Origin of the sequence: Kribbella italica (assembly GCF_014205135.1) — a bacterium.
GTDB classification, from domain to species: Bacteria; Actinomycetota; Actinomycetes; order Propionibacteriales; family Kribbellaceae; genus Kribbella; species Kribbella italica.
In genome coordinates, this window is sequence record NZ_JACHMY010000001.1 from 3963420 (window position 1) to 3988308 (window position 24889).

At 69.6% G+C, this 24889-nt stretch carries 24 protein-coding genes; 7 read left to right on the forward strand and 17 right to left on the reverse strand.

What is annotated here, in order from left to right; genetic code table 11:
* Positions 1-109: 109 nt before the first annotated feature.
* Entirely contained in the window at positions 110-766 is a 657-nt protein-coding gene (locus HDA39_RS18320; protein ID WP_184796585.1) for a type 1 periplasmic-binding domain-containing protein, read from the forward strand.
* Here the strand turns inward: HDA39_RS18320 and cobM are convergent.
* The 5 genes from cobM to HDA39_RS18345 form a co-directional block, all read right to left on the reverse strand.
* Positions 763-1503 carry a precorrin-4 C(11)-methyltransferase gene (gene cobM / locus HDA39_RS18325; RefSeq protein WP_184796587.1) on the reverse strand — a complete coding sequence of 247 codons (741 nt, stop codon included), beginning with the start codon at positions 1501-1503 and terminating at the stop codon, positions 763-765. The genes HDA39_RS18320 and cobM overlap by 4 nt on opposite strands.
* Positions 1500-2690, reverse strand: coding sequence for a precorrin-6y C5,15-methyltransferase (decarboxylating) subunit CbiE (gene cbiE, locus HDA39_RS18330; protein ID WP_184796589.1), 1191 nt, complete (start codon positions 2688-2690; stop codon positions 1500-1502). Before cbiE ends, cobM begins: the two co-directional genes overlap by 4 nt.
* Entirely contained in the window at positions 2683-3084 is a 402-nt protein-coding gene (locus tag HDA39_RS18335; RefSeq protein ID WP_184796591.1) for a TIGR03618 family F420-dependent PPOX class oxidoreductase, read from the reverse strand. The genes cbiE and HDA39_RS18335 overlap by 8 nt, the downstream gene beginning before the upstream one ends.
* Before the next feature lie 76 nt (positions 3085-3160).
* A complete protein-coding gene (locus tag HDA39_RS18340; protein ID WP_184796593.1) occupies positions 3161-4759 on the reverse strand; it encodes an ABC transporter permease in 1599 nt (532 codons plus the stop codon).
* Positions 4759-5670, reverse strand: coding sequence for an ABC transporter ATP-binding protein (locus HDA39_RS18345; protein ID WP_184796595.1), 912 nt, complete (start codon positions 5668-5670; stop codon positions 4759-4761). Before HDA39_RS18345 ends, HDA39_RS18340 begins: the two co-directional genes overlap by 1 nt.
* 97 nt (positions 5671-5767) lie before the next feature.
* Between HDA39_RS18345 and HDA39_RS18350 the strand changes: the two genes are divergently transcribed.
* Complete coding sequence (locus tag HDA39_RS18350; protein ID WP_184796597.1) at positions 5768-6271, forward strand: GbsR/MarR family transcriptional regulator; 504 nt, start codon at positions 5768-5770, stop codon at positions 6269-6271.
* 62 nt (positions 6272-6333) lie between these two features.
* Here HDA39_RS18350 and HDA39_RS18355 read toward each other — a convergent pair whose 3' ends face one another.
* The 3 genes from HDA39_RS18355 to HDA39_RS18365 all read right to left on the reverse strand — a co-directional run bounded on the left by HDA39_RS18355 (position 6334) and on the right by HDA39_RS18365 (position 10447).
* Positions 6334-7509, reverse strand: a complete 1176-nt coding sequence (locus tag HDA39_RS18355; RefSeq protein WP_184805761.1) for an IS30 family transposase — start codon at positions 7507-7509, stop codon at positions 6334-6336.
* 292 nt (positions 7510-7801) lie between these two features.
* Positions 7802-9661: an alpha/beta fold hydrolase gene (locus tag HDA39_RS18360; RefSeq protein ID WP_184796599.1), complete on the reverse strand. Its 1860-nt coding sequence runs from the start codon at positions 9659-9661 to the stop codon at positions 7802-7804.
* A gap of 102 nt (positions 9662-9763) precedes the next feature.
* A complete protein-coding gene (locus HDA39_RS18365) occupies positions 9764-10447 on the reverse strand; it encodes an NBR1-Ig-like domain-containing protein (RefSeq protein WP_184796601.1) in 684 nt (227 codons plus the stop codon).
* A gap of 154 nt (positions 10448-10601) precedes the next feature.
* Between HDA39_RS18365 and HDA39_RS18370 the strand changes: the two genes are divergently transcribed.
* On the forward strand, positions 10602-11294 hold the full coding sequence (locus HDA39_RS18370; RefSeq protein ID WP_184796603.1) for an SH3 domain-containing protein: 693 nt from the start codon (positions 10602-10604) through the stop codon (positions 11292-11294).
* Positions 11295-11475: 181 nt separating this feature from the next.
* Here the strand turns inward: HDA39_RS18370 and HDA39_RS18375 are convergent, their stop codons facing one another.
* Complete coding sequence (locus tag HDA39_RS18375) at positions 11476-12498, reverse strand: LacI family DNA-binding transcriptional regulator (RefSeq protein WP_337925789.1); 1023 nt, start codon at positions 12496-12498, stop codon at positions 11476-11478.
* Between the two features lie 121 nt (positions 12499-12619).
* On the opposite strand from HDA39_RS18375, the gene HDA39_RS18380 reads away from it, so the two are divergent.
* From HDA39_RS18380 to HDA39_RS18390, 3 genes are read left to right on the forward strand one after another with little or no spacing between them, the layout of a single operon-like run.
* Positions 12620-13561, forward strand: coding sequence for a carbohydrate ABC transporter permease (locus HDA39_RS18380; protein ID WP_202893038.1), 942 nt, complete (start codon positions 12620-12622; stop codon positions 13559-13561).
* Positions 13542-14465, forward strand: coding sequence for a carbohydrate ABC transporter permease (locus HDA39_RS18385; protein WP_337925790.1), 924 nt, complete (start codon positions 13542-13544; stop codon positions 14463-14465). Before HDA39_RS18380 ends, HDA39_RS18385 begins: the two co-directional genes overlap by 20 nt.
* 7 nt (positions 14466-14472) lie before the next feature.
* Positions 14473-15771, forward strand: a complete 1299-nt coding sequence (locus HDA39_RS18390; protein WP_184796606.1) for an extracellular solute-binding protein — start codon at positions 14473-14475, stop codon at positions 15769-15771.
* Positions 15772-15884: 113 nt separating this feature from the next.
* Here the strand turns inward: HDA39_RS18390 and egtD are convergent, their stop codons facing one another.
* The 8 genes from egtD to HDA39_RS18430 form a co-directional block, all read right to left on the reverse strand.
* Positions 15885-16850: an L-histidine N(alpha)-methyltransferase gene (gene egtD / locus HDA39_RS18395; protein WP_184796608.1), complete on the reverse strand. Its 966-nt coding sequence runs from the start codon at positions 16848-16850 to the stop codon at positions 15885-15887.
* The gene (egtC, locus tag HDA39_RS18400) at positions 16847-17587 is read right to left on the reverse strand and encodes an ergothioneine biosynthesis protein EgtC (protein ID WP_184796610.1); all 741 of its coding nucleotides are present in this window, start codon (positions 17585-17587) and stop codon (positions 16847-16849) included. The genes egtD and egtC overlap by 4 nt, the downstream gene beginning before the upstream one ends.
* On the reverse strand, positions 17587-18921 hold the full coding sequence (egtB, locus tag HDA39_RS18405; protein ID WP_184796612.1) for an ergothioneine biosynthesis protein EgtB: 1335 nt from the start codon (positions 18919-18921) through the stop codon (positions 17587-17589). The genes egtC and egtB overlap by 1 nt, the downstream gene beginning before the upstream one ends.
* Positions 18918-20141 (reverse strand): glutamate-cysteine ligase family protein, encoded by a 1224-nt coding sequence (locus tag HDA39_RS18410; RefSeq protein ID WP_184796614.1) that lies wholly within the window; start codon positions 20139-20141, stop codon positions 18918-18920. The genes egtB and HDA39_RS18410 overlap by 4 nt, the downstream gene beginning before the upstream one ends.
* 150 nt (positions 20142-20291) lie before the next feature.
* Positions 20292-20969, reverse strand: coding sequence for a (2Fe-2S)-binding protein (locus tag HDA39_RS18415; RefSeq protein ID WP_184796616.1), 678 nt, complete (start codon positions 20967-20969; stop codon positions 20292-20294).
* Positions 20966-21742, reverse strand: a complete 777-nt coding sequence (locus tag HDA39_RS18420; RefSeq protein ID WP_184796618.1) for an ATP-binding cassette domain-containing protein — start codon at positions 21740-21742, stop codon at positions 20966-20968. The genes HDA39_RS18415 and HDA39_RS18420 overlap by 4 nt, the downstream gene beginning before the upstream one ends.
* 3 nt (positions 21743-21745) lie before the next feature.
* On the reverse strand, positions 21746-22792 hold the full coding sequence (locus tag HDA39_RS18425; RefSeq protein ID WP_184796620.1) for a FecCD family ABC transporter permease: 1047 nt from the start codon (positions 22790-22792) through the stop codon (positions 21746-21748).
* A complete protein-coding gene (locus tag HDA39_RS18430; protein WP_337925792.1) occupies positions 22789-23784 on the reverse strand; it encodes a FecCD family ABC transporter permease in 996 nt (331 codons plus the stop codon). The genes HDA39_RS18425 and HDA39_RS18430 overlap by 4 nt, the downstream gene beginning before the upstream one ends.
* Before the next feature lie 127 nt (positions 23785-23911).
* On the opposite strand from HDA39_RS18430, the gene HDA39_RS18435 reads away from it, so the two are divergent.
* Entirely contained in the window at positions 23912-24886 is a 975-nt protein-coding gene (locus tag HDA39_RS18435) for an ABC transporter substrate-binding protein (RefSeq protein WP_184796622.1), read from the forward strand.
* Positions 24887-24889 lie beyond the last annotated feature (3 nt).

Here is a 24889-nt window from a genome sequence, read left to right on the forward strand (position 1 = left end):
CGTGCACTTGAAAAATGAACTGATGGCGAACAGCTCACGGCCGAACCCCGATCGAGCTGGGTCGTGAGGTAGAAAGTCCTTTGGCCTGCAGTCTTTTCGGGGAGGAACATTGCGTTCGCGACTTGCCGCGGCGATCGTGCTGGCGGTCGTTCTGACCTCCTGCGGGACGAACGACGACTGGGCCGCACCGCGGGTCGCACCCAGTCCGATCGGTGCCTTGGGCAACGGATTTGTCGATCCGCGCGCGACTCCGACGCCGGAGGCAACGATCTCGCCGAGGCCCGGTTCGTGGGACGGCGTGCACCCGTCGGAGGGCTACCGCGTCGTGCTGCTCACGGCCGGTGACGACCCGCAGACGAAGACGCTGAACGACGCGGTGACGTCCTGGGCCGCGGCCGAGAAGGTCAGCCTGAAGACCGTCCGCGCCGACGACGCCACGAACCACATCGACCGGATCACCGACGCGCTGGCACTGAAGCCCGACCTGGTCGTAGCCGCAGGCAACAGCTTGATCGACCCGCTGGCGCTGGTCACGGCGAACCATCTCGACCAGCAGTTCCTGGTGGTCGGCGCCGAGTTGGCCGAGCCGACACACAACGTGACGGCCGCCGACTGGACCGGTGCGGCGTTCCGCGGCGAGGGTCTGGGGATGTCGTCGGACTACGACCCGGCGACGTTCACACCGGAGCGCGCCGGCGCCGCGATCCGCGCCGGCGTGGCCAGCGTGCTGCACGGGTTCACCGGCATCGTGGTCTGGATCAACTAGCGGTCGCGCGTCGTCGAGTACAGGTGGCTGTCGCGAAAGTTGTCCGCGGCAAGCGTCTCGCCGACGATGACGACGGCAGTACGCCGTACGCCGGCCTCCTGCACCTGCTCGGCGATGTCGGCGAGCGTGCCGCGCAGGATCAGCTCGTCGGGCCGGCTCGCGCGGGCGACGACCGCGACAGGGCAGTCCTCGCCGTAGTTCGGGACGAGTTCCTCGACCAGCCGCTCGATCTGCTGGACGGCCAGGTGCAGCACCATCGTGGCGCGGCTCGCGCCGAGCGTGGCCAGGCTCTCACCCGGCGGCATCGCGGTCGCCCGGCCGCCGACCCGGGTCAGGATCACGGTCTGGCCGACCTCGGGGACGGTGAGCTCGCGGCGGAGCGTCGCGGCGGCGGCCGCGTACGCCGGTACGCCGGGCGTCACGTCGTACGGGATACCGACGGCGTCGAGCCGGCGCATCTGCTCGGCCATCGCCGAGAAGACCGACGGGTCGCCGGAGTGCAGTCGCGCGACGTCGCGGCCCTGCTCGTGCGCGGCGGACAGCTCGGCGAGGATCTGGTCCAGGTCGAGGTTGGCCGTGTCGACCTTGCGGGCGCCGTCCGGGCAGTGGTCGAGCAGTTCGACCGGGACCAGCGCACCGGCGTACAGGCAGATCGGTGAGCTCGCGATCAGGTCGCGGCCGCGCACGGTGATCAGGTCGGCCGCGCCCGGCCCGGCGCCGATGAAGTGGACGGTCACTTGGTCACGCTCCAGATCGTCACGGGCATCGCGGCACGCCAGCCGGTCATACCGCCGACCGGTGAGGCCCGCTGCACCGACAGGCGGACGAGGTCGCCGCCCAGGTCGGCGTACCAGCGGGCGATCAGGGTCTCGGTCTCGAGGGTGACACCGTTCATCACCAGGCGGCCGCCGGGGTTGAGCGCTTCCCAGCAGGTCTCGATCACGCCGGGCTTGGTGCCACCGCCGCCGATGAAGATCGCGTCTGGGCTCTCCAGCTCGGCGAGTGCGTCAGGTGCCGCGCCGACGACGGTGCGGACGACCACGCCGAGGCCGGCGGCGTTGCGGTCGAGGCGCTTGGCGCGGTCGGGATCGCGCTCGATCGCCACCGCGCGGCAGCTCGGGTGATGGCGGGTCCACTCGATCGCGATGCTGCCCGCGCCGCCGCCGACGTCCCAGAGCAGCTGGCCCGGTACGGGAGCCAGCCGGGACAGGGTGACCGCTCGGACTTCCCGCTTGGTCAGCTGGCCGTCGCTCTCGTACGCGTCGTCGGGCAGGCCCGGGCTGGTCGGCAGGAGGCGCGCGTCGGCGTCGGGCCGGCAGTCGATGCCGATGACGTTGAGGGCGTCGACCGGGTGGTCCCAGTCGCGTGCCTTTGTCGTGCGGACCGTCTCCTGTGCTGAACCCAGCTGCTCCAGCACGGTGATCTCGCTGTCGCCGTAGCCGCGGTCTGTCAGCAGCTGGGCGACCTCTGCCGGAGTGTGCGCGCCCCAGCTCAGCACCACCAACCGCCGGCCCGGCTGGACGTGCGGGTGGACCAGCTCGAGCGGGTGCCCGACCAGGCTGACCACCTGGACCTGGTCCTGCGGCCAGCCCAACCGCGCACAGGCCAGCGACACGCTCGACGGATGCGGGATCACGTGGACTGCTTCGGGGCCGAGGAGGCGGGTGAGCGTCGTACCGATGCCGTGGAAGGTGGGGTCGCCGCTGGCAAGGACGCAGATCTTCTGGTCCTTGTACGTCGCCAGCAACCCCGGCAACGACTCCGACAACGGCGAGGGCCAGGCGACCTTCTCGTCCCCAGGGACCAACTCCAGCTGCCGCACACTGCCCATCACCACTTCAGCGCTGCTGATCGCCTCGCGTGCTTTCGAGGACAGCCCGTCCCAGCCGTCCGCGCCGACCCCGACCACGGTCACCTCAGGCATTACCGAGCACCTTCGTGACGGCGATCTCCAGCACGACCCGCTGAGGATTCACCCGCGGCTGCTTGTACCGCTCGGCGTACCGACGCTCCGCGTCCGCCACCTCGGCCGGGTCGTCGCGCACCACCGCGCGCCCCTCCAGCGACGACCACTTCCGCCCGTCCACCTGAGCCACCGCGACCGCCGCCCCCTCGGCCCCCGCCGCCCGAACCACCCGAGCCTTGTGCGACGTCCCGCTACAGATCACCCGAGCCACCCCGGCCTCGAAGTCCACCGTCACTCCCACCGGGGTGGAGTGCACCGACCCGTCCTTCCGCACCGTGCTCAACACACACAAGTGCCGCTCGGTCCAGAACTCGACGAACGCGGACGACTGGTCACTCAACGGTCCCGACACCCCCTGATCGTAGACAGCCGATCCGGAAGACCAGCCGGGCGGCCCGAACGAGGACCGCCCGGAGCACTACCGGGGGCTAGCCGATGTCTCGGCGGCGGAAGGTGGTGTAGCCGGCGGCGGTGAGGGCTGCGGTGATGGCGAGGAGCCAGATCAGTGGGGTGGCGGAGAAGTCGCCGCCGGGGAGGCGGGGGGTGTGGGCGTAGGGGCTGAGGTTCATGACGGACTCGGGGAGGTTGAAGACCGAGCCGAACTCGCCGACGAGGAGGAAGAGGCCGTAGAGGAACCAGGCCGCGGTGACCGCTCGGGGTAGGGCTCCGAAGAGGAGGATGACGAGGGCGGTGACCAGCCAGGTGGCGGGGAGCTGGACTGCGGCGGCGGCCAGGAGGCGGGGGATCTGGTGGCCCATGTTGCCCAGGGAGGCGCCGCTGGAGATGCCGCTGCCGAGGCCGCCGAGGAGTGCCAGGAGCGTGGTGCCCAGGAGGGCGATGAGGACGTGGCTGGAGAGCCAGCGGGTTCTGGTGACGCCGGTGGCCAGCAGGGGTTCGGCGCGGAGGGCAGTCTCCTCCGAGCGGAGGCGCAGGGCGGCCTGGATGCCGAAGGCGCTGGCCAGGAGGCCGAGGAGTCCGGTTTCGGTGGCGAGGAACGCGTCGGTGATGCCTTCGACGCCGCCGAGCTTCTGGACGAGTTCCTTGGCGCTGTCGCTGGTGACGAAGCCGTCGACGTTGCTGGCGATGTTGCCGACGATCAGGCCGAGCAGGAGGAACGCGGCGGACCAGCCGTAGAGCGCGCCTCGTTGCAGACGCCACGCCAGGGCCAGAGGTGACCGGAGAGACCGAGCTGCGACCGGTGGGCCGGGCCGCGGGCGCACGAGGCCGGCGCCGATGTCCCGGCGGCGGAGCAGGGCGAAAGCAGCCACCACCAGTACGGCGAGCAGCGCGATCGGCAGCAGCGCGACGACGAACCGGTCACCCGCGAACGGGCGGATCTGCTGGGTCCAGCCGATCGGGGACAGCCAGGAGACCCACTCGGAGCTGCCGCTGGCCGACGAGTCGCCGATCGCGCGCAGGACGTAGGCGACGCCGAGGACGACCGCGGTCATGCCGGTCGCCGTACGGGCGTTCTCGGTGAGTTGTACGACGAGCGCACTGACGCCCGCGAAGGCCAGGCCGGCGGCCGCCCAGGTCAGGCCGAAGGCGAAGGATCCGGTGGCCGGCAGGCCCGCGCCGATCAGGCCCAGCGCGCTGAAGAGGCCGAGCAGGATGACGGTGCCGGAGGCAACGATCAGGGACGCGGTCAGCGCGGCGTACCGGCCGAGGACGCCGGCGCTGAGCAGTTCGAGCCGGCCGGTCTCCTCCTCACCGCGGGTGTGGCGGTTGACGAGGATCGCGGCCAGCAGCCCGACCAGGAGAGCGCCGAAGTTGGTCAGCTTGAACAGCGACACCTCGCCGAGCGAGGTCGGGTCGAAGATGCGGCCGTAGAGCGAGAGCAGCGCGGGCGACGCGTTGGTCGTGTTCGCTGCCTCGACCCGGGACTGCACGTCCGGGAAGACGTCGATCGACGCCTTGGCCGAACCGGCGGCGGTGGCCATGAAAACGACCACCCACAAGGGGATCAGCACCCGGTCGCGGCGCAGGGCCAGTCGCACCAGGGTCGACGTACCGACGAAGTCTCTCATCAGGCATCAGCCATCTCAGGCGTGGCGGAGTCGTCCTCGTAGTGCCGCAGGAACAGCTCCTCCAGCGTCGGCGGCTGCGCGACCAGGCTCTTGATCCCGCTCGCGGCGAGCTGCTTCATCAGGCCGTCGAGCTGCGCGGTGTCGACCTCGCAGCGCACCCGGTTGCCCTCGACATCGAGGTTGTGGACACCGGGCAGCGCGGCGATCCCGTTCGGCGACGCGGCCAGCTCGGCCTGGATCGACGTCCGGGTCAGGTGCCGCAGGTCGGACAGCGTGCCGGTCTCGACCACCTTGCCCTTGCGGATGATGCTGATCCGGTCGCAGAGCGCCTCGACCTCGGACAGGATGTGGCTGGACAGCAGGACGGTCCGGTCCCGGTGGCGCTCCTCCTCGATGCACTGGCGGAACACCTCCTCCATCAGCGGGTCCAGACCGGAGGTCGGCTCGTCCAGAATCAGCAGCTCGACGTCGGAGGCGAGCGCCGCGACCAGCGCGACCTTCTGCCGGTTGCCCTTGGAGTACGTCCGGCCCTTCTTGGTCGGGTCCAGGTCGAAGCGGCGCAGCAGGTCGTCGCGCTTCTTGGGGTCCAGTCCCCCACGCAGCCGGCCGAGCAGGTCGATCACCTCGCCGCCGGTCAGGTTCGGCCACAGGTTCACGTCACCCGGCACGTAGGCGAGCCGGCGGTGCAGGGCCGCGGCGTCGTGCCACGGGTCGCCGCCGAGCAGCGAGACATCGCCGGAGTCACCGCGGAGCAGACCGAGCAGAACGCGGATGGTGGTGGACTTCCCGGCGCCGTTCGGGCCCAGGAATCCGTGCACCTCACCGGTCGCGACGTCGAGGTCGAGACCGTCGAGGGCGTGCGTCGCGCCGTACGACTTGTGCAGTCCGGAGACGATGATGGCTGATGTCATGATTCACAAGCTACACTTCGTTCAGTAATTTGTGAATCTTTCTAACGCGTCTCTCACGCGTCAGGGATTTCGGTGGTCGAGAGGAGATGATGGGGCGATGAACGCACGCGACGACGAGACCTCCCAGCGATTCGCCGAGCAGTTCGGGAACCTGCTGGCCGAAACCGGGTGGCCACGGATGTCGGCCCGGGTCTTCGCCACGATCCTGATCAGCGAGCAGGGACGGATGACGTCGGCCCAGCTGTCCGAGCAGCTGCAGGCGAGCCCGGCCGCGGTGTCCGGCGCGGTCCGGTTCCTGGTGCAGATGCGGCTGGCCAGCCGCGAGCGCGAGCCGGGCAGCCGGCGCGACGTGTACGTCGTGCAGGACGACTTCTGGTACGAGTCGATGATGCGCCAGGACCGCTACCTGAGTCGCTGGCGGGAGAGTCTCGAGCAGCTCCAGGCCTCGGTCGGCCGGCACAGCGAGGCCGACCGCCGGATCCGCGGCACGCTCGGCTTCGTGGACTTCATCGAGTCCGAGATGGACGAGCTGAGCGCGCGCTGGGTCAAGTACAAGGCCACGCTCGATGCGGAGCTCGATGCGGAGTTCGGCAAGAACTGAGGACGGCGAAGGGCCCCGGCGACCAGGGCAGATTCTCGGGGTCCTCGCAACACCTGATGGTTTTATGTGGTTGTCAGTAGATCACGCAGGCGCTCGGCTGGGGTTTTCCAGTCGAGCGTTTTGCGTGGTCGGCCGTTGAGTTTCTGGGCGACGTGTTCGAGGTCTTCGGGACTGTGGGCGGACAGGTCGGTGCCCTTGGGGAAGTACTGGCGTAGCAGGCCGTTGGTGTTTTCGTTCGATCCCCTTTGCCAGGGCGAGTGCGGGTCGCAGAAGTAGACCGGAACGCCGGTTGCCACGGTGAACTGCTTGTGGGCGGCCATCTCGCAACCCTGGTCCCAGGTCAGCGAGCCACGTAAATGTGCGGGCAGGGTCTGGATCAAGACCACCAGCACGTCGCGGACCTCTTCGGCGGTGTGCCCGCCGGGCAGGTGCCCGAGCATGACGTAGCGGGTCGAGCGTTCGACCAGGGTCACGATCGCGGACTCGTTGCGGGTGCCGACGATCAGATCGCCTTCCCAGTGGCCAGGAACCGCCCGGTCCTCGACGTCTGCAGGGCGTTCGGAGATCATCACCATCTCGTCGACGAACCGGGGCGTGCGCTGCTCGGGCCTGCGGCGGGGTTTGCGGCGGGTGCGCCCGGTGCGCAGCGCGACCGTGACCTCGCGGCGCAGCCCACCACGGGCCTGGACATAGATCGCCTGGTAGATCGTCTCCGGGCTCACCCGCATGCCCTCGTCGTCGGGGAACTCCATGACCAGAGCCTGACAGATCTGCTCAGGTGACCACTGCTCCCGCAGCTTGCCCGCGACGTAGCCGCGCAGCCGGCCCTCCTGGGCCAGCATCGATTCCTTGGGCCGTGCACGACTGGCTGCCCAGGCCCGCTGCGCCCGGTGCGGCCGGTAGACGCCCTCGACCGAACGGGCGTCGATCTCGCGTTTGACCGTGGACGCCGACCGGCCCAGCGCCCGCCCGATCGCCCGCAGCGAATCGCCCCGGCGACGCAGATCAGCGATCAACTCCCGCTCGGTCACCGTGAGGAACCGAGCATGCAGCTCGGCCTCGACGGCCGCAAGACACGGCCCTGCCGCAACAGCAATGGTGGTCACACCGGTCTTGTAGTCGATCCGGCGACCATCAGTGTGCAGGCGCGCGTCACCGATCTTGCGGACCCCCCGGTCCCAGTCCTGCGCAGTACGCTCATGCACCCCGACCTGCCGTGCCGCATCGCGGCGCCGCACCCCGCCCGCACGCAACCGGTCGTACTCCGACCGCCCCGGATGCCCGGCCGTGCCCGTCTTCCCACGACCACGCACACCAGCCCGCCGAGCCCACCCGTACGCCGTCGCACGACTCACCCCAACCACCCGAGCAGCACCCGAAATACTGCCGCCCTCACGATCCAGCACCTCGAAGAACCTCGCCCTCAACTCCCCAGAAACCACGATCCCCACAACTCCCTGAAAATCCAGGGTGTTGCGGGGATCGTTAGAACCTGCCCAGGTCGCCGGGGCCCTTCGCTGGTTCAGGTGACTAACGCAGCGTGTTGTTCGCCACCCTGTCGAGCGTCTGCTGCAGCAGCGGGCTCACCTTGAGCGAGCCGGCCTTCGACTTCGGCAGCGGAACCAGCTTGCCGTCGACCGGGCCCTTGACCGGGTAGACCGACAGCTCGGCCGGCAGCGGGCTGGTGCCGCAGACCTGGTCCTTGCCGGGCAGCTCGCCGCTGAAGACGAACCGGTCACCGATCGCCTCGGCACAGGCCGAGGCCGAGCCGATGTACTGGCCGTGCTGACCCTCGTCGTCGATCGCGACGAAGCGGGTGACCTGCTTGGTGTCGTTGTGCGTACGCAGCGAACCCTCGTACGACGTCGCCGGGTCGAGCTCGCCCTGGACGATCAGCATCCGCGGCGAGCCCTTCAGGTCCAGCTTGCGGTCCTGCGGGGCGTAGTTCCAGTACGCGCACATCGGGACGCCGTTCATGTAGCCGAAGAAGCTGTACTTCTTGGCCATCCGGTCGGCTTCCTTGGTGTAGAAGTTCGGGTCCTTGTTCCAGGCCGTGTCGTTGCAGCGCACGGTGGTCCCGATCGCCCCGAGGTTGACCGGCTGGTCGCCGGACGTCGCGCGCGCGGCGGTCTCCCGGGCGTCGGCGAGCACCGACTTGGCCGAGTCGGCCTGCGCGGCCTCCAGGCCGGCCGTCGTCAGCGCCGCGGCGCTCACGCCGTACCGGGCCCTGATCGCGGCGAGCGTGTCGAAGGCCTGCAGCTCCGGCGCGAGCCGGGCCCACGCGCGGTCGACGTGCTGCACGGTGACCTCGCCGGCGTCCGGGTCCTTCACGAACTCGTCGTGGACCAGGATGTCCATCGTCGCCCGGATGAACCGGACGTTGCCGTAGATCGCGCTGTAGATGTTGCCGTCCAGGCCGTCACCGCGGACCGAGCTCTCGTCGGCCTTGACCAGCGTGACCAGCGACGCGCGGATGCCGTTGTACTTCGCCAGCACCTGCGCCGGGGTCTTGCCGAGGCCGGTGATCTGGTCGGCGTGCCGGGCGATCCACGGGATCAGCTGGGTGTCGCGGCGGCGCTGGCCGGAGAACGGGTCGAAGTTCACGTTGTCCCACTGGGTGTGGGTCCAGTCCATGTTCGAGTCGAGCACGAACCGGCCGACCTTGTTCGGGTAGGTGTCGGCGTACCAGCCGCCGAGCCAGGTGCCGTAGCTGTAGCCGATGAAGTTCAGCTGCCGGGCCTTGAGCAGCGCGCGGATGAACTCCATGTCGTACACGGTCTGCTGGCTGCTGACGAACTGGCCGAACTCGGTCGCCGCGCAGGCGTCGGCCTGCAGCTTCGCCTCGGCCTTCTCGACCTTGTGGGTGAGCTTGGTGCGCTCCTTGTAGTCCGGCGTCACCGGCAGGGCGTTCAGCGCCTCGGCGGTGGTGATGCACTGCAGCGGCGTGCTCTGGCCGAACCCGCGCGGGTCGAAGCCGACCAGGTCGAAGTCGCTGAACAGCTGCGGCTTGTCGGTGGCCAGCGCGGCGCTCAGCGTGAGGCCGGCGCCGCCGGGACCGCCGGGGTTGGAGGCCATCAGGCCCTTCGACGTACCGGTCGCCTTGCTGTAGGAGATGGCGACCTCGACGTCGGGGTGCGCGGTCGGGTTCGCCCAGTCCATCGGCACCTTGACCTTGGCGCAGTTGGTCGTCGGGGCCTGCGGGTAGAGCGCCTTGATCTGGGCGTCGAACGAGCAGACCGACCAGGTGATCGGCTGGTCGAGGTACTTCTGCGGGATGGACGGCGTCGGCGGGTCGGTCGGCTTCGGCGCGGCTGTGGCCGTGGTGGCCGTCAGCAGCGGAAGGACCAGCGCCGTGGCCAGTGCCACCGCGATCTTCCGGGGTGTGAACACGCTCGGGCTCCCGTTGTTCCAGGCGGACAGGAATACGGCAACCTAAACCGCCCGACCAGGCAGTGACCAGGTGTGGAGCCACGCTCAAGGGCAAACCCGCGCCTACAGCTCGTAGACGGTATGGATCGTGCAGTAGATCGGAGGGGACTCCAGGCCCGGGTAGTAGAGCCGGCCGGCCTCGTCGGTGATCTTGAAGTACGCCGTGGAGGCGCCGGCCTGCGACGGGGCCTGGAGCATCATCGCGACCGCCACGATCTGCCCCGGTACGGCGTCCGGGATGCGCGCCGACCGCGGTGAACGCATCCAGCCGGGCGTCGCCGCGGCGCCCTGCCGGGTCAGCCAGCGGTCCTGCCACGGGCGTTCGCCGCTGTTGCGGATCTCCCAGGTCTTCTCGAACTTCTGGTCCCGGACCACCTGGGTCCCGTCCGGCACGCTCTCGCCGACGAGCTCCGCGCGGTCCTCGGGATGGTGGTCGACGGGGACGGATCCGCCCAGGATGACGGGCTGGACGTGGCGGCGCTGGTCACGCTGGGAGACGTCCTTGCCGGCCCGGACGGCGGCGTCGAGCTCGACCAACTGGTTCACCAGGGAGCTGTCAGCGCCGAACTGCTCGTCGTACCACTCGATCAGTTCGCGGCTCGGTTTGGTGTGGCCGCGCTCGACCCGCGACAGGTGTCCCTTGTCCCAGCCGGACTGGCTGGCCGCGCGCGTCAGCGGTACGCCGGCTGCTTCCCGCAGCTCGCGCATCCGGCTGCCGATCACGGTCCGTGCCTGAGCTGGCCTCACGGTGCACTCCCCAGTCTCACCGTTACTAGTCCACGGAGTTTACCCGTAGATGGTTAGTTGTTTTCGTTGCCCACTGCGACAACACGGTGACCCTCTGATTCTCTGCAAGCAGTGCCGATTCGCCAAGGCACTCCGAGCGAAAAGGATGCAGCTCATGCGGACCGCCCTCTTCCGTACCATCGCCCGAGTCACCGCCACCGCCCTGATCGGCGGCTCGGCCGTCGTCGCCACCACGATCCCTGCCCACGCCGCGACCGGCACCGTCGTCACCGACAGCGGGACCGGCGTCACCATCCGGTCCGGCAACGCCACCAGCTTCGGCGCGGTCGGCACGCAACCCAACGGCCCGGTCGAGATCGACTGCCAGATCTACGGCGAGCCGGTGACCGGCAAGTTCGGCCGCAGCCTGATCTGGGACCACATCCCCGGCAAGGGCTTCATCTCCGACTCCTACGTGAACACCGGCAGCGGCGGTCTGGTCGCGCCGCTGTGCACAAGCAACCCGCGCGCCGACAAGGCGATCGCCTGGTACGCCGCCCGCAACGGCTCGACGGCGTTCCAGGGCTACTGCGAGAAGGCCGCGGAGAACTCGTACGGCAAGACCGCGATCTACGCCTCGGCCAAGGCCAACTGGAACGACGCCGTCGCCCGCGGCGCCGCGCACCGGGGTGACCTGAACCCGCCGAAGGGGGCCTTGGTCTTCTGGGACCTCGCCGCGCCGTACGGGCACGTCGGTGTCGCCCGCGGGGACGGCTACTTCTGGGCCACCAGCGTCGGCAACAAGATCGGCCTGGCCAAGCTGCCGTACTTCAACAGCTACCTCGGCTGGGCCTGGCCGAACTTCTGATCCGCACCGCGACAGGTCGACCAGGCTGCCGCCCGGTCCGACTTCCGACAGGCGCCCGGTCGTCCCCGCCCCTCCGACCGGGCGCCTCGCGGACGTGCACCACAGTCCAACCCCTTCGACACGCCGCGCCCGACGGCGTGTCGCGGCGTTTGGGGGAGGTTGGACAGTGGTGCACGTCCGGTCAGACCGGCGGGCGCTCGCCGGACCCACGCTGGATGAGCACGGCGGGCAGCACGATCCGCTGCGGCGGCCGCGTGTCGGTGCCGGCGGCCCGCGCCAGCAGCAACCGGGCCGCAGTACGCCCGAGGTCGGCGATGTCGGAGGCGACGACCGTGACCGGCGTCGGGAGCATGTCGGCCATCCGGAAGTCGTCGAAGCCCACGACCGCCGGCCGGGTGTTGTCCCCCAGGCCGCGCAGGACGCCTTCGGTGACGAAGTTCGTGGACGCGAACAACGCCGTCGGCGGATCGGCTTGATCCATCAGCTCCGACGTCGCTTTCTCGGCCGCCTCGGCGGTGCCCTCGGGAAGTTGCACCACCAGTGACTCGTCCACCGGTACGCCGGCCTCGCGGTGGGCCCGGCGGTAGCCGCGCAACCGCCGCCCGGTCGTGTAGTACGACGGCGCCAGCAGGATCGCGACCCGGCGATGCCCCTGCCCGAGCAGGTGGTCGGTCGCCACCTTGCCGCCGGCCTCGTTGTCGACCATCACGATGTCGGCGTCGATCCCGTGTGCGGGCCGGTCGACGAAGACCACGGGAACGCCGGCCGACATCAGGAACGAGTGGTCGCTCTGGTCCGGAACGATCATCAGCCCGGCGACCTGGCGGCCGATCAGCTCCTGGATCGCGCGCTTCTCCCCCTCCGGGTCCTCGTCCACACTGCCCAGGACGACGGCGAAGCCGGACTGCCCGGCAACCTCGAGCGACGCCTTCGCGATGGTGGCGAAGAACGGGTTGGTCAGGTCGCCGAGCACCAGCGCGAGGCTCGACGACTTCTTGCCCGGCCGGAGCGCGCGGGCGACCTCGTTGCGCTGGAAGCCGAGCTCGTCGATCGCGGCCCGGACCCGCTCCGCGGTCTCCGCGCGGACCCCGGCGCCGCCGTTGACCACCCGGGAGACCGTCCCGAGCCCGACACCGGCGCGGCGAGCCACGTCGATCATCGTCGGCGGCTTGGCGTCGGGACTGCGTGGAAACGTTTCGGTCACGGGGTTGACTTCCCTCTCACGGCACGGCATCGTCACCCGACAGTAAGGGTTGGAAACGTTACCATCCAGGAGGCAGGATGATTCGTCCCTCGTACCGGCCGCCGTGGGAACGGATCGGCCGATGGCCCGGGTGAGCCGCGGCGGGACGAGCCGCGGCGGGATGAGCCGCAACGCGGGCTCCGACGTGCGGGCGGCGTACCTGTTCATCGCGCCGGCGATCATCGGCTTCACGGTCTTCGTGGCCTATCCCCTGGTCCGGTCGTTCGTGCTGTCGCTGACCCGCGACAACGGCCTGACCGACCCGGTGTTCGTTGGACTCGGCAACTTCCGGCGGCTGTTCACCGTCGACCCCGCGTTCTGGCCTTCGCTGCGGGCCACCGGCTACCTGGTGGTGCTGTACGTCCCGCTGTCCCTGGCCCTCGGACTCGCGCTCGCGATGTTCTGCAACCAGCGCTTCGCCGGTGTCCGGGTGGTGCGCACGCTCGCGTACCTGCCCGTCGTCCTGCCGGCCGTCGCGACCATCACGCTGTGGAAGTTCATCCTCAACCCCCAGGTCGGGCTGCTGAACACGATCCTGGACAAGCTGCACCTGCCGACCAGCTCGTGGCTGGCCAGCCCGACGATGTCGATGCCGTCGATCGTGATCGTGATGCTGTGGGGCGTCGGCGGCACGATGATCATCTTCCTGGCCGCGCTGCAGGCGGTCCCGACCGAGCTGTACGAGGCGGCGCGGGTGGACGGCGCCGGGTCCGCGTCGGTGTTCTGGCGGATCACGATGCCGATGATCAGCCCGATCATGCTGCTGCAGGTGATCCTGCAGACCACGGCCGCGCTGCAGACGTTCAACCAGCCGAAGATCCTGACCGGCGGCGGTCCGGGCTTCAGCACCAACGTGCTGATGCTGTCGATCTACAACAACGGCTTCTCCAACCTCGGCCGGGTCCCGCAGCTCGGGTACGCCTCGGCCCAGGTCTGGGTGCTGTTCGTGATCATCATCGCCGTGATCGCCCTGACCGCGAAGTTCTCCTCGCTCTGGACCTACAGTGACAACACTCCCGACTGACCCGGCGGCGCAGGTCGTCGCGCCCGCTCTCACCACCACTGCCGACCGCCGCCCGCCGAAACGACGACGTCCTCTCGGTACGGCGTCCTGGTACGTGACGGCGTTGTTCATCAGTTCGGTGATGGTGGTTCCGCTGCTGTGGATGATCACCATCGGGCTGAAGAGCCGTACCGCCGTCTTCGAGGTACCGCCCCGGCTGCTCCCGCGCGAGTTCAACTGGAGCAACTTCATCGACGGGCCGGAGGCCATCAACTTCGGCCGGCTGCTGCTGAACTCGTCGGTGATCACCGCGCTGAGCGTGCTCGGCGGCGTGCTGACCGCGATGATGGCCGGCTACGCGCTGGCCCGGCTGCGCTTCCCCGGCCGCAAGGTCTGGTTCTACCTGTTCGTCGGCAGCATGCTGCTGCCCGGCGTGGTCGGACTGATCCCGTTGTTCCAGCTGTACAAGAGCATCGGCTGGTACGACACCTGGCTGCCGCTGATCGTGCCCGCCTTCTTCGGTGGGAACCCGCTGTTCATCTTCCTGGCCCGGCAGTACTTCCTGGCCATCCCGTACTCGATCGACGAGGCGGCCAAGATCGACGGCGCCGGGCACCTGCGGATCTTCGTCAGCGTGATGCTCCCGCTGACCCGGCCGGCCTGGATCACGATGGCGATCCTGGCCTTCCAGGCGTCCTGGAACGACTTCCTCAACCCGCTGGTCTACCTGTACTCCGCCGACAAGTGGCCGTTGTCGGTCGGGATGGCGTCGTTCATCTCGCCGTTCGCCGGCCAGACGCCGGACTGGAGCTACTACATGGCCACCAACCTGCTCTACATGCTGCCGCCGCTGATCCTCTTCTTCGCCGCGCAGCGCTACTTCATCCAGGGCCTCGGCTCGCTCGGCAGCACCACCCAGAAGTGAGGACACCGTGAAGACTCGAATCATCGGTACCACCTTGGCCTGCGCCGGGTTGCTCACGGCAACGGCCTGCAGCGGCTCGGACGGCGGCGGCAGCAGTGACGGACCGGTCACCGTCACCGTGATGACGTGGGAGTCGGCCGAGACCAACGCGGCGATCGACAAGGCCTTGGCCGGGTTCCAGGATCCCGACGTGAAGGTCCAGCGGATCGACACCCCGAGCGGCGGGTACGGCGACAAGCTCGCGTCGCTGACCCAGGCCAAGAAGCTGCCCGACCTGTTCTGGTGCGGTAACGACACCGAGCAGCAGTACACCTCGCAGGGCCTGCTGGTCGACTGGTCCCAGCGGATCAACGACGGGAGCGGCGACTTCAAGGCCGGCAACTTCGTCGGGTCGGCGATGGAGAACTGGAAGACCGCCGACGGGCTGATGGGCGGGCTGCCGTCGCTGATGAACACGTACGGCGTCTGGTACAACGCCGACGCGTTCAAGGCCGCCGGCGTGACCGAGCCGAAGGCCGGGTGGACCTGGGACGAGATGTACGCCGCGGCCGGGAAGCTGGCCAACAAGGGCGGCGCGAAGTACGGGCTGGTCGCCGACCAGCTCACCTCGGCGGACGCGCCGTTCACGATGAGCATGTACTCGGTGTCGGCCGGCGGCGCGCCGTTCACCGACAACGTGAACCACCCGACCAAGGCCGAGGCCGACGGCAAGTACCTGGAGGGCGTGACCAAGCTGGTCGACGCGATCAAGTCCGGCGCGGTCGCACCGGCCGGGTACGACGCGTCGAACGTGCAGGCGCTGTTCTCGGCGGGCAAGGTGCCGATGATGTTCGGCGGGCAGTGGCTGGCGGCCGGGTTCCAGACCGACAAGCCGAAGGTGAAGTACGGCTTCGCGCCGTTCCCGCAGGTGGACACGCCGACGACGCTGTACGACTCGGTCGGCATCTGCACGCCGCAGTACACGCCGAACGAGGACGCGACGTACAAGGTGCTGGAGTACCTGAACACGAAGGTGTGGGACGCCGTCCTGCCCGCGTCGCCGGTCGCTCCCCCGGCGTACACGCCGGCCCAGGAGAGCTACTACGCCGCGCTCACCAAGGCCGGCCAGTCCACGGTCGTCGACACGGTCAAGGCCGACCTGGCCGCCGAGAAGACGGTGGGCGTCCGCTTCACCACCCAATGGGCCGCTCAGGTTGCCGATCTGACCACGGCCCACTACCTGCCGGTCCTCCAGGGCAAGAAGCCGGTCTCGGACCTGCAGACCTACGTCGACAAGATCAACGAGCTCATCAAGTCCGGCGGGTGAGCTGACAAGCTCTCAAGTACCGGCCCCCGATCGGTGGCCGGTACTTGAGAGGTGGCGAGCTGAGTCCCTTCAGATGTGGAGCTGAGGCCCGGGCGGTCTGCCTCGGTTTGTTGTCAGACGGCTTGCCAGAGGGAGAGCGCGAAGCGTTCTTCGGTGTCGGTCCACCAGGCGCCGGGGGTGAAGCCGGCCTTGCCGAGTTCGGCTTCGACGCCGTAGCGGTGGAACTTCGCGGAGATCTCGGTGCTCATCTCCTCGCCCTCGGCGAAGTCGACCTCGAGGCCGATCTCGGGGATCAGGACGCGCATCGCGCGGTCGGCGCGCAGGTGCATCTCGATCCACTCGTTCTCGGGGTTCCAGACAGCCAGGTGGCTGAAGGCGTCGACGTCGAAGTCGGCGCCGAGCTGGCGGTTGAGGACGCGGAGGACGTTGCGGTTGAACTCGCCCGTGACGCCGGCGCTGTCGTCGTACGCCGCGACCAGGGTGGCGGGGTTCTTGACCAGGTCGGTGCCGAGCAGGAGCCACTCGCCTGGTTCGAGGCCCTCACGGACCGAGGTGTAGAAGGTCTCGCGCTCGGTCGGCAGCAGGTTGCCGATCGTGCCGCCGAGGAACGCGACCACGCGGGGCGCGTCGCCGGGGAGTTTGTCGAGGTGGGCGGTGAAGTCGCCGACGACGCCGTGCACCGTCAGCTCCGGGTAGTCGGCGTTGATCGCCGCGGCCGCTTCGCGCAGGGCGGTCTCGGAGACGTCGAGCGGGACGAACGTGGTGAGCGTGCCGTGGTCGCGCAGGCCGTCGAGCAGCAGGCGGGTCTTCTCCGAGGAGCCGGAGCCGAGCTCGACCAGCGTGTGCGCGCCGGTCAGCTCGGCGATCTCGGCGGCGCGGGCCTGCAGGATCTCGCGCTCGGCGCGGGTCGGGTAGTACTCGGGCAGGCGGGTGATCTGCTCGAAGAGCTCGCTGCCGCGGGCGTCGTAGAACCACTTCGGCGCCAGCCACTTCGGGTCCGCGGTCAGTCCGGCCCGGGCGTCCTCCCTCAGGGCGCGGGAGGTGTAGTCCGGGGTCAGATGAACGTCGATCAGGGTCACTGTCGTCCTTCCATCGGGGTGGTGGAGCAGGAGTACCGGGTCGCGGTGAGCAGGGTGCGGTCGGGAAGTTCTCGCCAGCCGTCGCCGGTGGACCACGGCTCAGAGCTGACGGTCACGGAGTCGTCGGTCTGCTTGACCCAGAGCGAGTGCGTCCAGGTGGTCGCGACCAGTTGCTCGCCGTCGGTCAGCAGGACGTTCAGCCTCGAGCCGGGCGCGGCAGCCTCGACCTCTCGTACGACGGACGCCACAGCCTCGGCCGGGCCGAGCTCCAGGCGGTTGACGATGAGCGCCCAGAGCAACGCGGAATCGACCGTCGCGTCCATCGTCAGCAGGTCGGTCACAGGCAAGCCCTCCGCGAGCTTCGCCATCGACCCAGGCCAGCCGCGAACCAACCCGTTGTGACTGAAGAGCCAACGCTGGTGCTGGAAAGGTCCCGCCGCCGACTCCATCAAGGGCATGCCGACAGTGCCGTTCCGCACGGCGGCGACGACAGCTGTGGAGCGGATGGACGCAGCGAGTCCGGGAAGATTCTCGTCCGCCCAGATCGGCACACTGCGTCGGTATCTGACAGGTTCACCCTGCGTGTACCAACCCATGCCGAAGCCGTCAGCGTTGACTGATCCTCCTCCTCGCATGTCGCTCGGGGACCAGCTTTGGCGGTACAGGGAGTGCGGTGGGTCCAGGAGCAGCGATGCCAGGGGCGTCTCCGGGCCCAGGTAGGCGAAATGGCGGCACACTAGTGGAGCTCCGACGGCTTGGGGTCCCGGGCGCAGCGGAAGCCGGCGAAGATCTGGCGGCGGATGGGGTAGTCCCAGTTGCGGAAGGTGGTGCGGGCGACGACCTCGTCGGTGCCGAAGGAACCGCCGCGGAGGATCTTGTAGTCGGGGCCGAAGAAGACCAGCGAGTACTCGTCGTACGGGAAGGCGCGGAAGCCCGGGTACGGCGTGAGGTCGCTCGAGGTCCACTCCCAGCAGTCGCCGACGAGTTGCTCGACACCCAACGGCGAAGCACCTCCGGGGTACGCACCAACGGGCGCGGGACGCAGGTGGCGCTGGCCGAGGTTGGCGTGCTGCGGGCCGGGCGTCTCGTCGCCCCACGGGAACCGGCGCGTCCGCCCCGACGCCGGGTCGAAGCGCGCGGCGAACTCCCACTCCTCCTCGGTCGGGAGCCGCTTGCCGGCCCACTTCGCGTACGCCTCGGCCTCGTAGAAGCAGACGTGCAGCACCGGCTCGTCCAAGGGCAGCGGCTCGCGGTGCCCGAAGCGGGTCCGCGTCCAGTTGCCGTCGGCAACTTCCCAGAAGCGCGGCGCGACCAGCGAGGCCTTCTGGACGTGCGCCCAGCCGGCCTCCGACCACCACTGCTCGCTCTCGTAGCCCCCACCGAGAACGAACTCCAGATAGTCCCCGTTGCTCACCGGCACCGTGTCGATCACGTACGGCGCGACGTGCACCGGGTGCGCGGGCCGCTCGTTGTCCAGCGCCCACGGCTCGATCGACGTCCCCATCTCGAAGACGCCGCCCGGCACGAACACCTCAGCAGCCGGCAACCGCCGGCCAGGAGGCGGCGCCGGCGCGTCCAGCACCGGCGACCCCGTGCGCAGCTGGTGCGTCGCGAGCATCGTCTCGTCGTGCTGCTGCTCGTGCTGCACGATCATCCCGAAGGCGAAGCCGTCGTTGACCAGCTCGCGCCCACCGTCGAACTTCACGTGGTCGAGCACGTCCATCACCTTGTCGCGCACCTCCACGACGTACGACTTCGTCTCGGTCGGGTTGAGCAGCGGCAGCGCGGGCCGGTCGGCCCGGGCGTGCATGAACGCGTCGTACAGCTCGTCGATGTCCTGCCGGACCGGCTCGCGGCCGCCGACGTCGCGGACCAGCCAGAGCTCTTCCTGGTTGCCGATGTGGGCGTAGTCCCAGACCAGCGGGGACATCAGCCGGGAGTGCTGGCGGATCAGGTCGTCGGTGTCGACCGAGTCGGTCAGCTGCACGGTCCGGGCGCGGGAGCGTTCGAGCTGCCCGGCGACGAAGGCCCGCAGCTGCTCCGGGGACAGGTCGGACAGTTGGTGGTTCATGAGGCTCGCCTTCTCTGGGTGTCGTCGACGATGCGGTGCAACCGGGTCGCGGTCTGCTCAGCCAGTTCTTGGTCGATGGTCGGGTCCAGCGCCTGAGTGCCCAGCTCGACCAGGTCGCGCGCGGCCTGGTGCACGAGCTTGTCGTCCAGCCCGTCCCGCGCGGCCGGGAACCAGCGGCCCGCGGCCGGAGCGGCTGCTGCCAGTGCCTGGTCGGTGACTGCCGGGTCCGACATCAGTGCGATCAGCAGCAGCGTCGGTGAGATCCAGCCGTCCCCCTGCTGGGCGTCCAGGTACCTGACCTCCAGGTACCCACGTGGTCGCACCGGTGGGAACAGGGTGGACAGGTGGTACTCCAGGTCGTCGTACGTCGGTCTGTCGCCGGGCAGAGCGCCGTCGGCCCACGCTCCGAAGGTCAGACCGGATGGCGCCTCCCAGGAGTCGCCCCGGCGCAGGCAGAGCACCGGTGCCTCCATCGCCGTCCGGGCCCAGACCGCTGCTGGGTCCCCGTCGAGCGGTGGTGGTCCGGTGAACGGCGCGCAGGTGCCGAAGGTCGCCTCGGTCCGTGCCGACGCCCAGCCCGTGTCCGTGCCGGTCCGCTGCCGCGAGTTGGCGAACAGGGCGACCATGGCCGGGCCGATGTCGTGCAGGGCGCGCCAGCGCAGCGCTGCCTGGCCGGGCTCACCGGCGTCGAGGCAGACCTGCAGTCCCGCCGTACTGCACATCATCCGGGGGCCGTGCGGGCCGAGCTGCTGGAAGGCGTGTTCCATCGCCGCGTAGCGCGGGACGGTGAGGAGACGGCGCGGTGGACGGAAGGCGTCCAGGCCGTGGTCGCCGGGCACGAGGCCGGCTGACTCCAGCAGTTGGGTGAGTTCCGTCGCGTCGGCGACGGTGTCCTCGATCAGCCTGGGCACGGAGGCCGAGGCGGGGCCGGAGATCTCCACCTGGCCACCCGGCTCCACCGTGACCAGAGAACCCCGGCCGAGGGGCAGCTGCGGGCTGCCTCGAACCAGGGTGGGGGGTGCGTGCACCCCGAGGGCCTTGCGCAGTTGTCCGGCGTCGAGCAGCCGGTGCGGATCGTCCGCGTGATGCACCGTCCACTCCAGCTCGACACCGTGCAGCTGTGGAGGGCCGTGCTTGAAGCACACCATCTCGACGTACCCCTCCGCCTCGGCCCGGGAGCCGATCGGAGTCGTCGCCGCCGTAGAACCTGGCTCCGTCACGTCAGCGAACCTAACTCCGGCCACCGGCCGGGACAACCGATAGCGAGTTACCTCTCGATGACGTCCACGCCTGGCCAGGCGGCACCGCAGGGAAGGAATTCATGCCGTCCAGCGTGCACGGCGGCACCGACAGTTTTGCGCCGGCGATCCTCAGATCGGCACTTTCACGCCGGAAACCCGCGGGCAGGTGCTGCACGGATTCGTGTTCGGCAACGCGTAGACGAAGCAGCACGACGTCCTCATCGTCTGCCCCAGATCGAGCCTGAACGCCTCAGCGGCGGCCACCGCGTGCAGTGCCTCTTCGGGCATCTGTACGGCGGCCCGCAGCTCGTCGCTGATCGCACCGAGCCGCTGACGCGAGCTGAGCTTCACGCCCGGCTGGTAGCTGTCTGTGAACGCCCTGGTGTGGCTCTCGACCTGCCGCACGGCCTCGTCGGTCGTGACGACCCGCTGCGAGAGCAGAGCGACCTCCACCGGGTAGTGAGCGGTCGGGTGCCGCCGGAAGGCCAGTGCGTCCGGCGACACGTCCGGCGAGACCCCGGTGAGCGCAGTGGACAGTCCGGCCACGATGGACGGCACCGAGACGTACCACATCAGCACGAACATCGCGGCGACGCGGACGGGCGGCTCGATCGAGTACTCCTCGGCGTACTGGTCCTGCAGCACCTTCCGCCACCCGTACGTCGGGTCGGCGCCGGCCAGCTGGTCCTGCAGGAGCGTGCCGCAGTGGATCCACTCCGGCCCGGGCACCTCGTCCGCGGCCCGGACGGACAGCCACTCCATCTCCCCGTCGATCAGGTCCGCGAGGCGGCTCGCGGTGTAGGTCATAGCGCCAGCCTACGGTCGGGCACGACCACAGGGGCTCCGCCGACCTCGACCACGGTCGCCCGCAGCCCGAAGACGTCGGCCAGGAGCCGCTCGCTGAGGATGTCGACCGGCCGGCCCTGGGCGGCGATCCTGCCCTCGCCCATCACGACCAGGTGGTCGGCGTACTGGGCAGCCAGGGTCAGGTCGTGCAGCACGGTGACCACTGTGCGCCCGGACGTGTGTGCGGCCGCGTGGACGACGTTCATCACGTCGACGGCGTGGGCCAGGTCGAGGTACGTCGTCGGCTCGTCCAGCAGCAGGTGCTGGGTGCCCTGAGCCAGGACCATCGCGATCCACACCCGCTGCCGCTGGCCGCCGGACAGCTGGTCCACCGGACGGTCCCGGAGCTCAGCGAGCTCTACGGCGTCCAGTGCGTCCTCGATCGCCTGCTGGTCCTCCGGGGTGAGCCGGGCGAACAGGCCTCGATGCGGATGCCGGCCACGCGACACCAGCTCGACTGCGGTGATCCCCTCCGGGGTCACCGGGCCCTGCGGCAGTACGCCGAGCTGCCGGGCCAGCTCCCGCGCCGGGAGCTCGTGGATGTCCTTGCCGTCGAGTAGGACTCGGCCGCTGCTCGGTTTGAGCAGCCTGCTCATCCCCCGCAGCAGTGTGGACTTGCCGGAGCCGTTCGGCCCGACCACAGCGGTCATCCGGCCGGCTGGGATCTCCAGGCTGAGTCCGGCCACGACCGGCTCGTCGGCGCCGTACGCCAGGGTGAGGTTCTCGACGTGCACGGTTCAGCGCTCCTTCTGCTGACGGCCGATGAGCTGGATCAGGTACGGCGCGCCGAACGCGGCGGTGACCACGCCGACCGGCAGCTCGTACGGGCCGACCCGCAGCAGCTCCAGGCCGTTCCGTGCGATCAGGTCGGCCACGGTGACGAAGAGCGCGCCGAGCATCGCCGTGGTCATCAGCGGCGGCCGCTCCGCCCGGGCCAGCCGCTGAGCGATCTGTGGCGCGACCAGCGCGACGAAGGCGATCGGACCGGCGCCCGCGGTCGCCATGGCGGCCAGGACGGTCGCGACGACCAGCAGAGCGATCCGGACGCGCGAGACCCGGACGCCGAGTGAGGAGGCGACGTCGTCACCGAGTACGAGGGCTTCCAGGCTGCGGTTGAAGGTCAGGGCGATCGGCAACAGCACCAGGACCGCCAGACCGACCGGGACCGCGTCGCTCCACGTCCGGGCGTTGAGAGAGCCCGCCAGCCAGGCAGCGGCCCGGCCGGCGTCGGTGACGTCGCCGATCACCAGGAGCCAGGCCACCAAAGAGTTCGCGGCTGCTGCGATGCCGACACCGATCAGGACGACCCGGCCGGCGTCCACGACACCACGCTGGATGGAGAGCAGGCCGACGATGGTGGTGGCGAGCAGACCGCCCAGCACCGCGGCCAGTGGGATGCCGATCTTGGCGGCGACGCCGGAGATGTTGCCGCCGCCGGTACCCGCCAGGACGATCACGGTGACCGCTGCGGCCGAGGCACCTGAGTTGACGCCGACGATGTCCGGGCTGGCCAGGGCGTTGCGGGACAGGGTCTGCAGTAGAGCGCCGGACAGAGCGAAGGCGATGCCGACGAGTAGACCGGTCGCCACGCGGGGCATGCGGAGTTCCAGGACGACCAGGCGGGTCCCGTGGCGGCCGCCGCCGAGCAGGACCTCGACGACATCGGCCAGCGGGAGCCGCGTCGTACCGACGCTCAGGGAGACCAGTGCGGCGGCAACGGCGGCGATGGCGAAGGCTGCGGCCAGGACCACCGTGCGCGGCTTGATTGCTACTGCTGCGGTCATAAGGCCACCGCCCGGCGGCGTACGACCAGGACGAAGAGGGGTGCACCGACCAGACCCAGTACGACGCCCGCCTGCACCTCGCCGGCTCCACCGACCAGCCGGCCGACCAGGTCGGCCAGGATCAGCGCGGCCGCCCCGGTGAGACCGGCGGCGGGGATGAGCCAGCTGTTGCGGGCGCCGAAGAGCCTCCGGGCGACGTGTCCGGCCAGCAGGCCCAGGAAGCCGATCGGCCCGCAAGCGGCGACACCCGCGGCCGTCAGCAGGCCGATGGCAAGCAGACCGACGAAGCGCGCTCGCCGGATGGACAGACCGAGCCCGGCGGCCACATCATCACCCAGCGCGAGCAGGTCCAGGTCACGTGCGTTGACCACTGCGAGCAGCAGACCGACGACGGCGAAGGGCAGCACCTGCACCACGACGTCCAGGCCGCGACCGGCGACCGAACCGACTGCCCAGAACCTGTACGAGTCGAGCGTGTCCGCGTCGAGCAGCACGATCGCTGAGGTGAACGCACCGAGCAGAGCGGCCACTGCCGCGCCGGTCAGGGCCAGGCCGACCGGAGTCGAGCCACTCCCCCGGGTCGCCAGCCGCTGGACGCCGAAGGTCGCGGCGAGCGCGCCGACCAGGGCGAACCAGACCGTCGTACGGATCGAGTCGGCGAGGCCGAGCTGCAGACCCAGGACGACGGCCAGCGCGGCGCCGGAGCTCACGCCGAAAATGCCCGGCTCGGCCAGGGCGTTGCGGGTGTGGCCCTGCATGAGCGCGCCGGCGATGCCGAGGCAGGTGCCGATCAGCACGGCGACCACCGTGCGCGGGAGGCGCAGGTCGCGGACGATCACGTCGGCGTCGGAACCGGACGGCTCGACCAGCGCCTTCAAGACCGCGTCCGCGCCGAGCCAGCGGGAACCTAGCGCGAGGCTCGCGCCGAACGCGAGCACGACGAGCAGCAGCAACAGCAGCAAGGCCACCGGCCGCGACACCCGAAACCTCACCCGGGAGATCTTAGGTGAGCCTTACCGGTCCGCGAGCGTGATTTCTGCCCTGTGGAAAAGGTTAGGGCACCCTTAGCTGGGTGAAGTAGGGTGCTGCTGTCTCGTGCCGACGTTCTGGGGAGTGCTTGTGGGGATCCGCCGTCTGGGTGCTGTTCTGGTGATCGGTGCGCTGGCTCTGGCCGGCTGCGGGTCCTCCGGTGAGGACGAGCCGGCCGCCGGCGGCGACGCCGGGGCGGGGTTCCCGCGGACCGTCGAGCACGCGATGGGCTCGACCGAGGTCCCGGCCAAGCCGAAGCGGGTCGTCGCGCTGGACGCCAGCTTCGTGGACGCGACGCTGATCCTCGACACCCCGGTCGTCGGGTACACCGACTACCGCACGATCAACGGCGAGCTGCCGGAGTACCTGGGGGACGACCGGACGACGTACGGCAAGGAGTCGGAGTCGGTGGGCACGCTCGCCGAGCCGAACCTGGAGAAGATCGCCGCGCTGAACCCGGACCTGATCGTCACCGCGAAGGTGCGGCACGAGAAGCAGTACGAGCAGCTGAAGGCGATCGCGCCGACGGTGATGTCGGAGACCACCGGGCCGACCTGGAAGGACAACATCCGGCTGACCGCGAAGGCGCTCGGCGAGGAGGAGCTGGCCGAGAAGGAGCTGGCGGCGTACGAGACCGCGGCGAAGACGGTCGGCGCGGCGATCAACGCGAAGGCCTCGAACCCGACGATCTCGGTGGTGCGGTTCGTCGACGGGCCGACCCGGCTCTACCAGAACGCGAGCTTCTCCGGGATCGTGCTGAAGGACGCCGGCCTGAAGCGGCCGAAGTCGCAGGACGTCGAGGACTTCGCCGCCGAGATCAGCGCCGAGCGGATCAAGGACGCCGACGCGGACGCGATCTTCGTCGCGACGTACGCCGACGACAAGGGACTGAGCGCGAAGACCGCCGAGCAGTTCAAGAACAACCCGCTGTGGAAGCCGCTCGCGCCGAAGGTGCACGAGGTGCCGGACATCACCTGGATGACGGCCGTCGGGCTGCAGGGGGCGTGGGTCATCCTCACCGACCTGGCCAAGACCTTCGAGGTCCCGGCGCCGGTCAAGAGCTAGCCT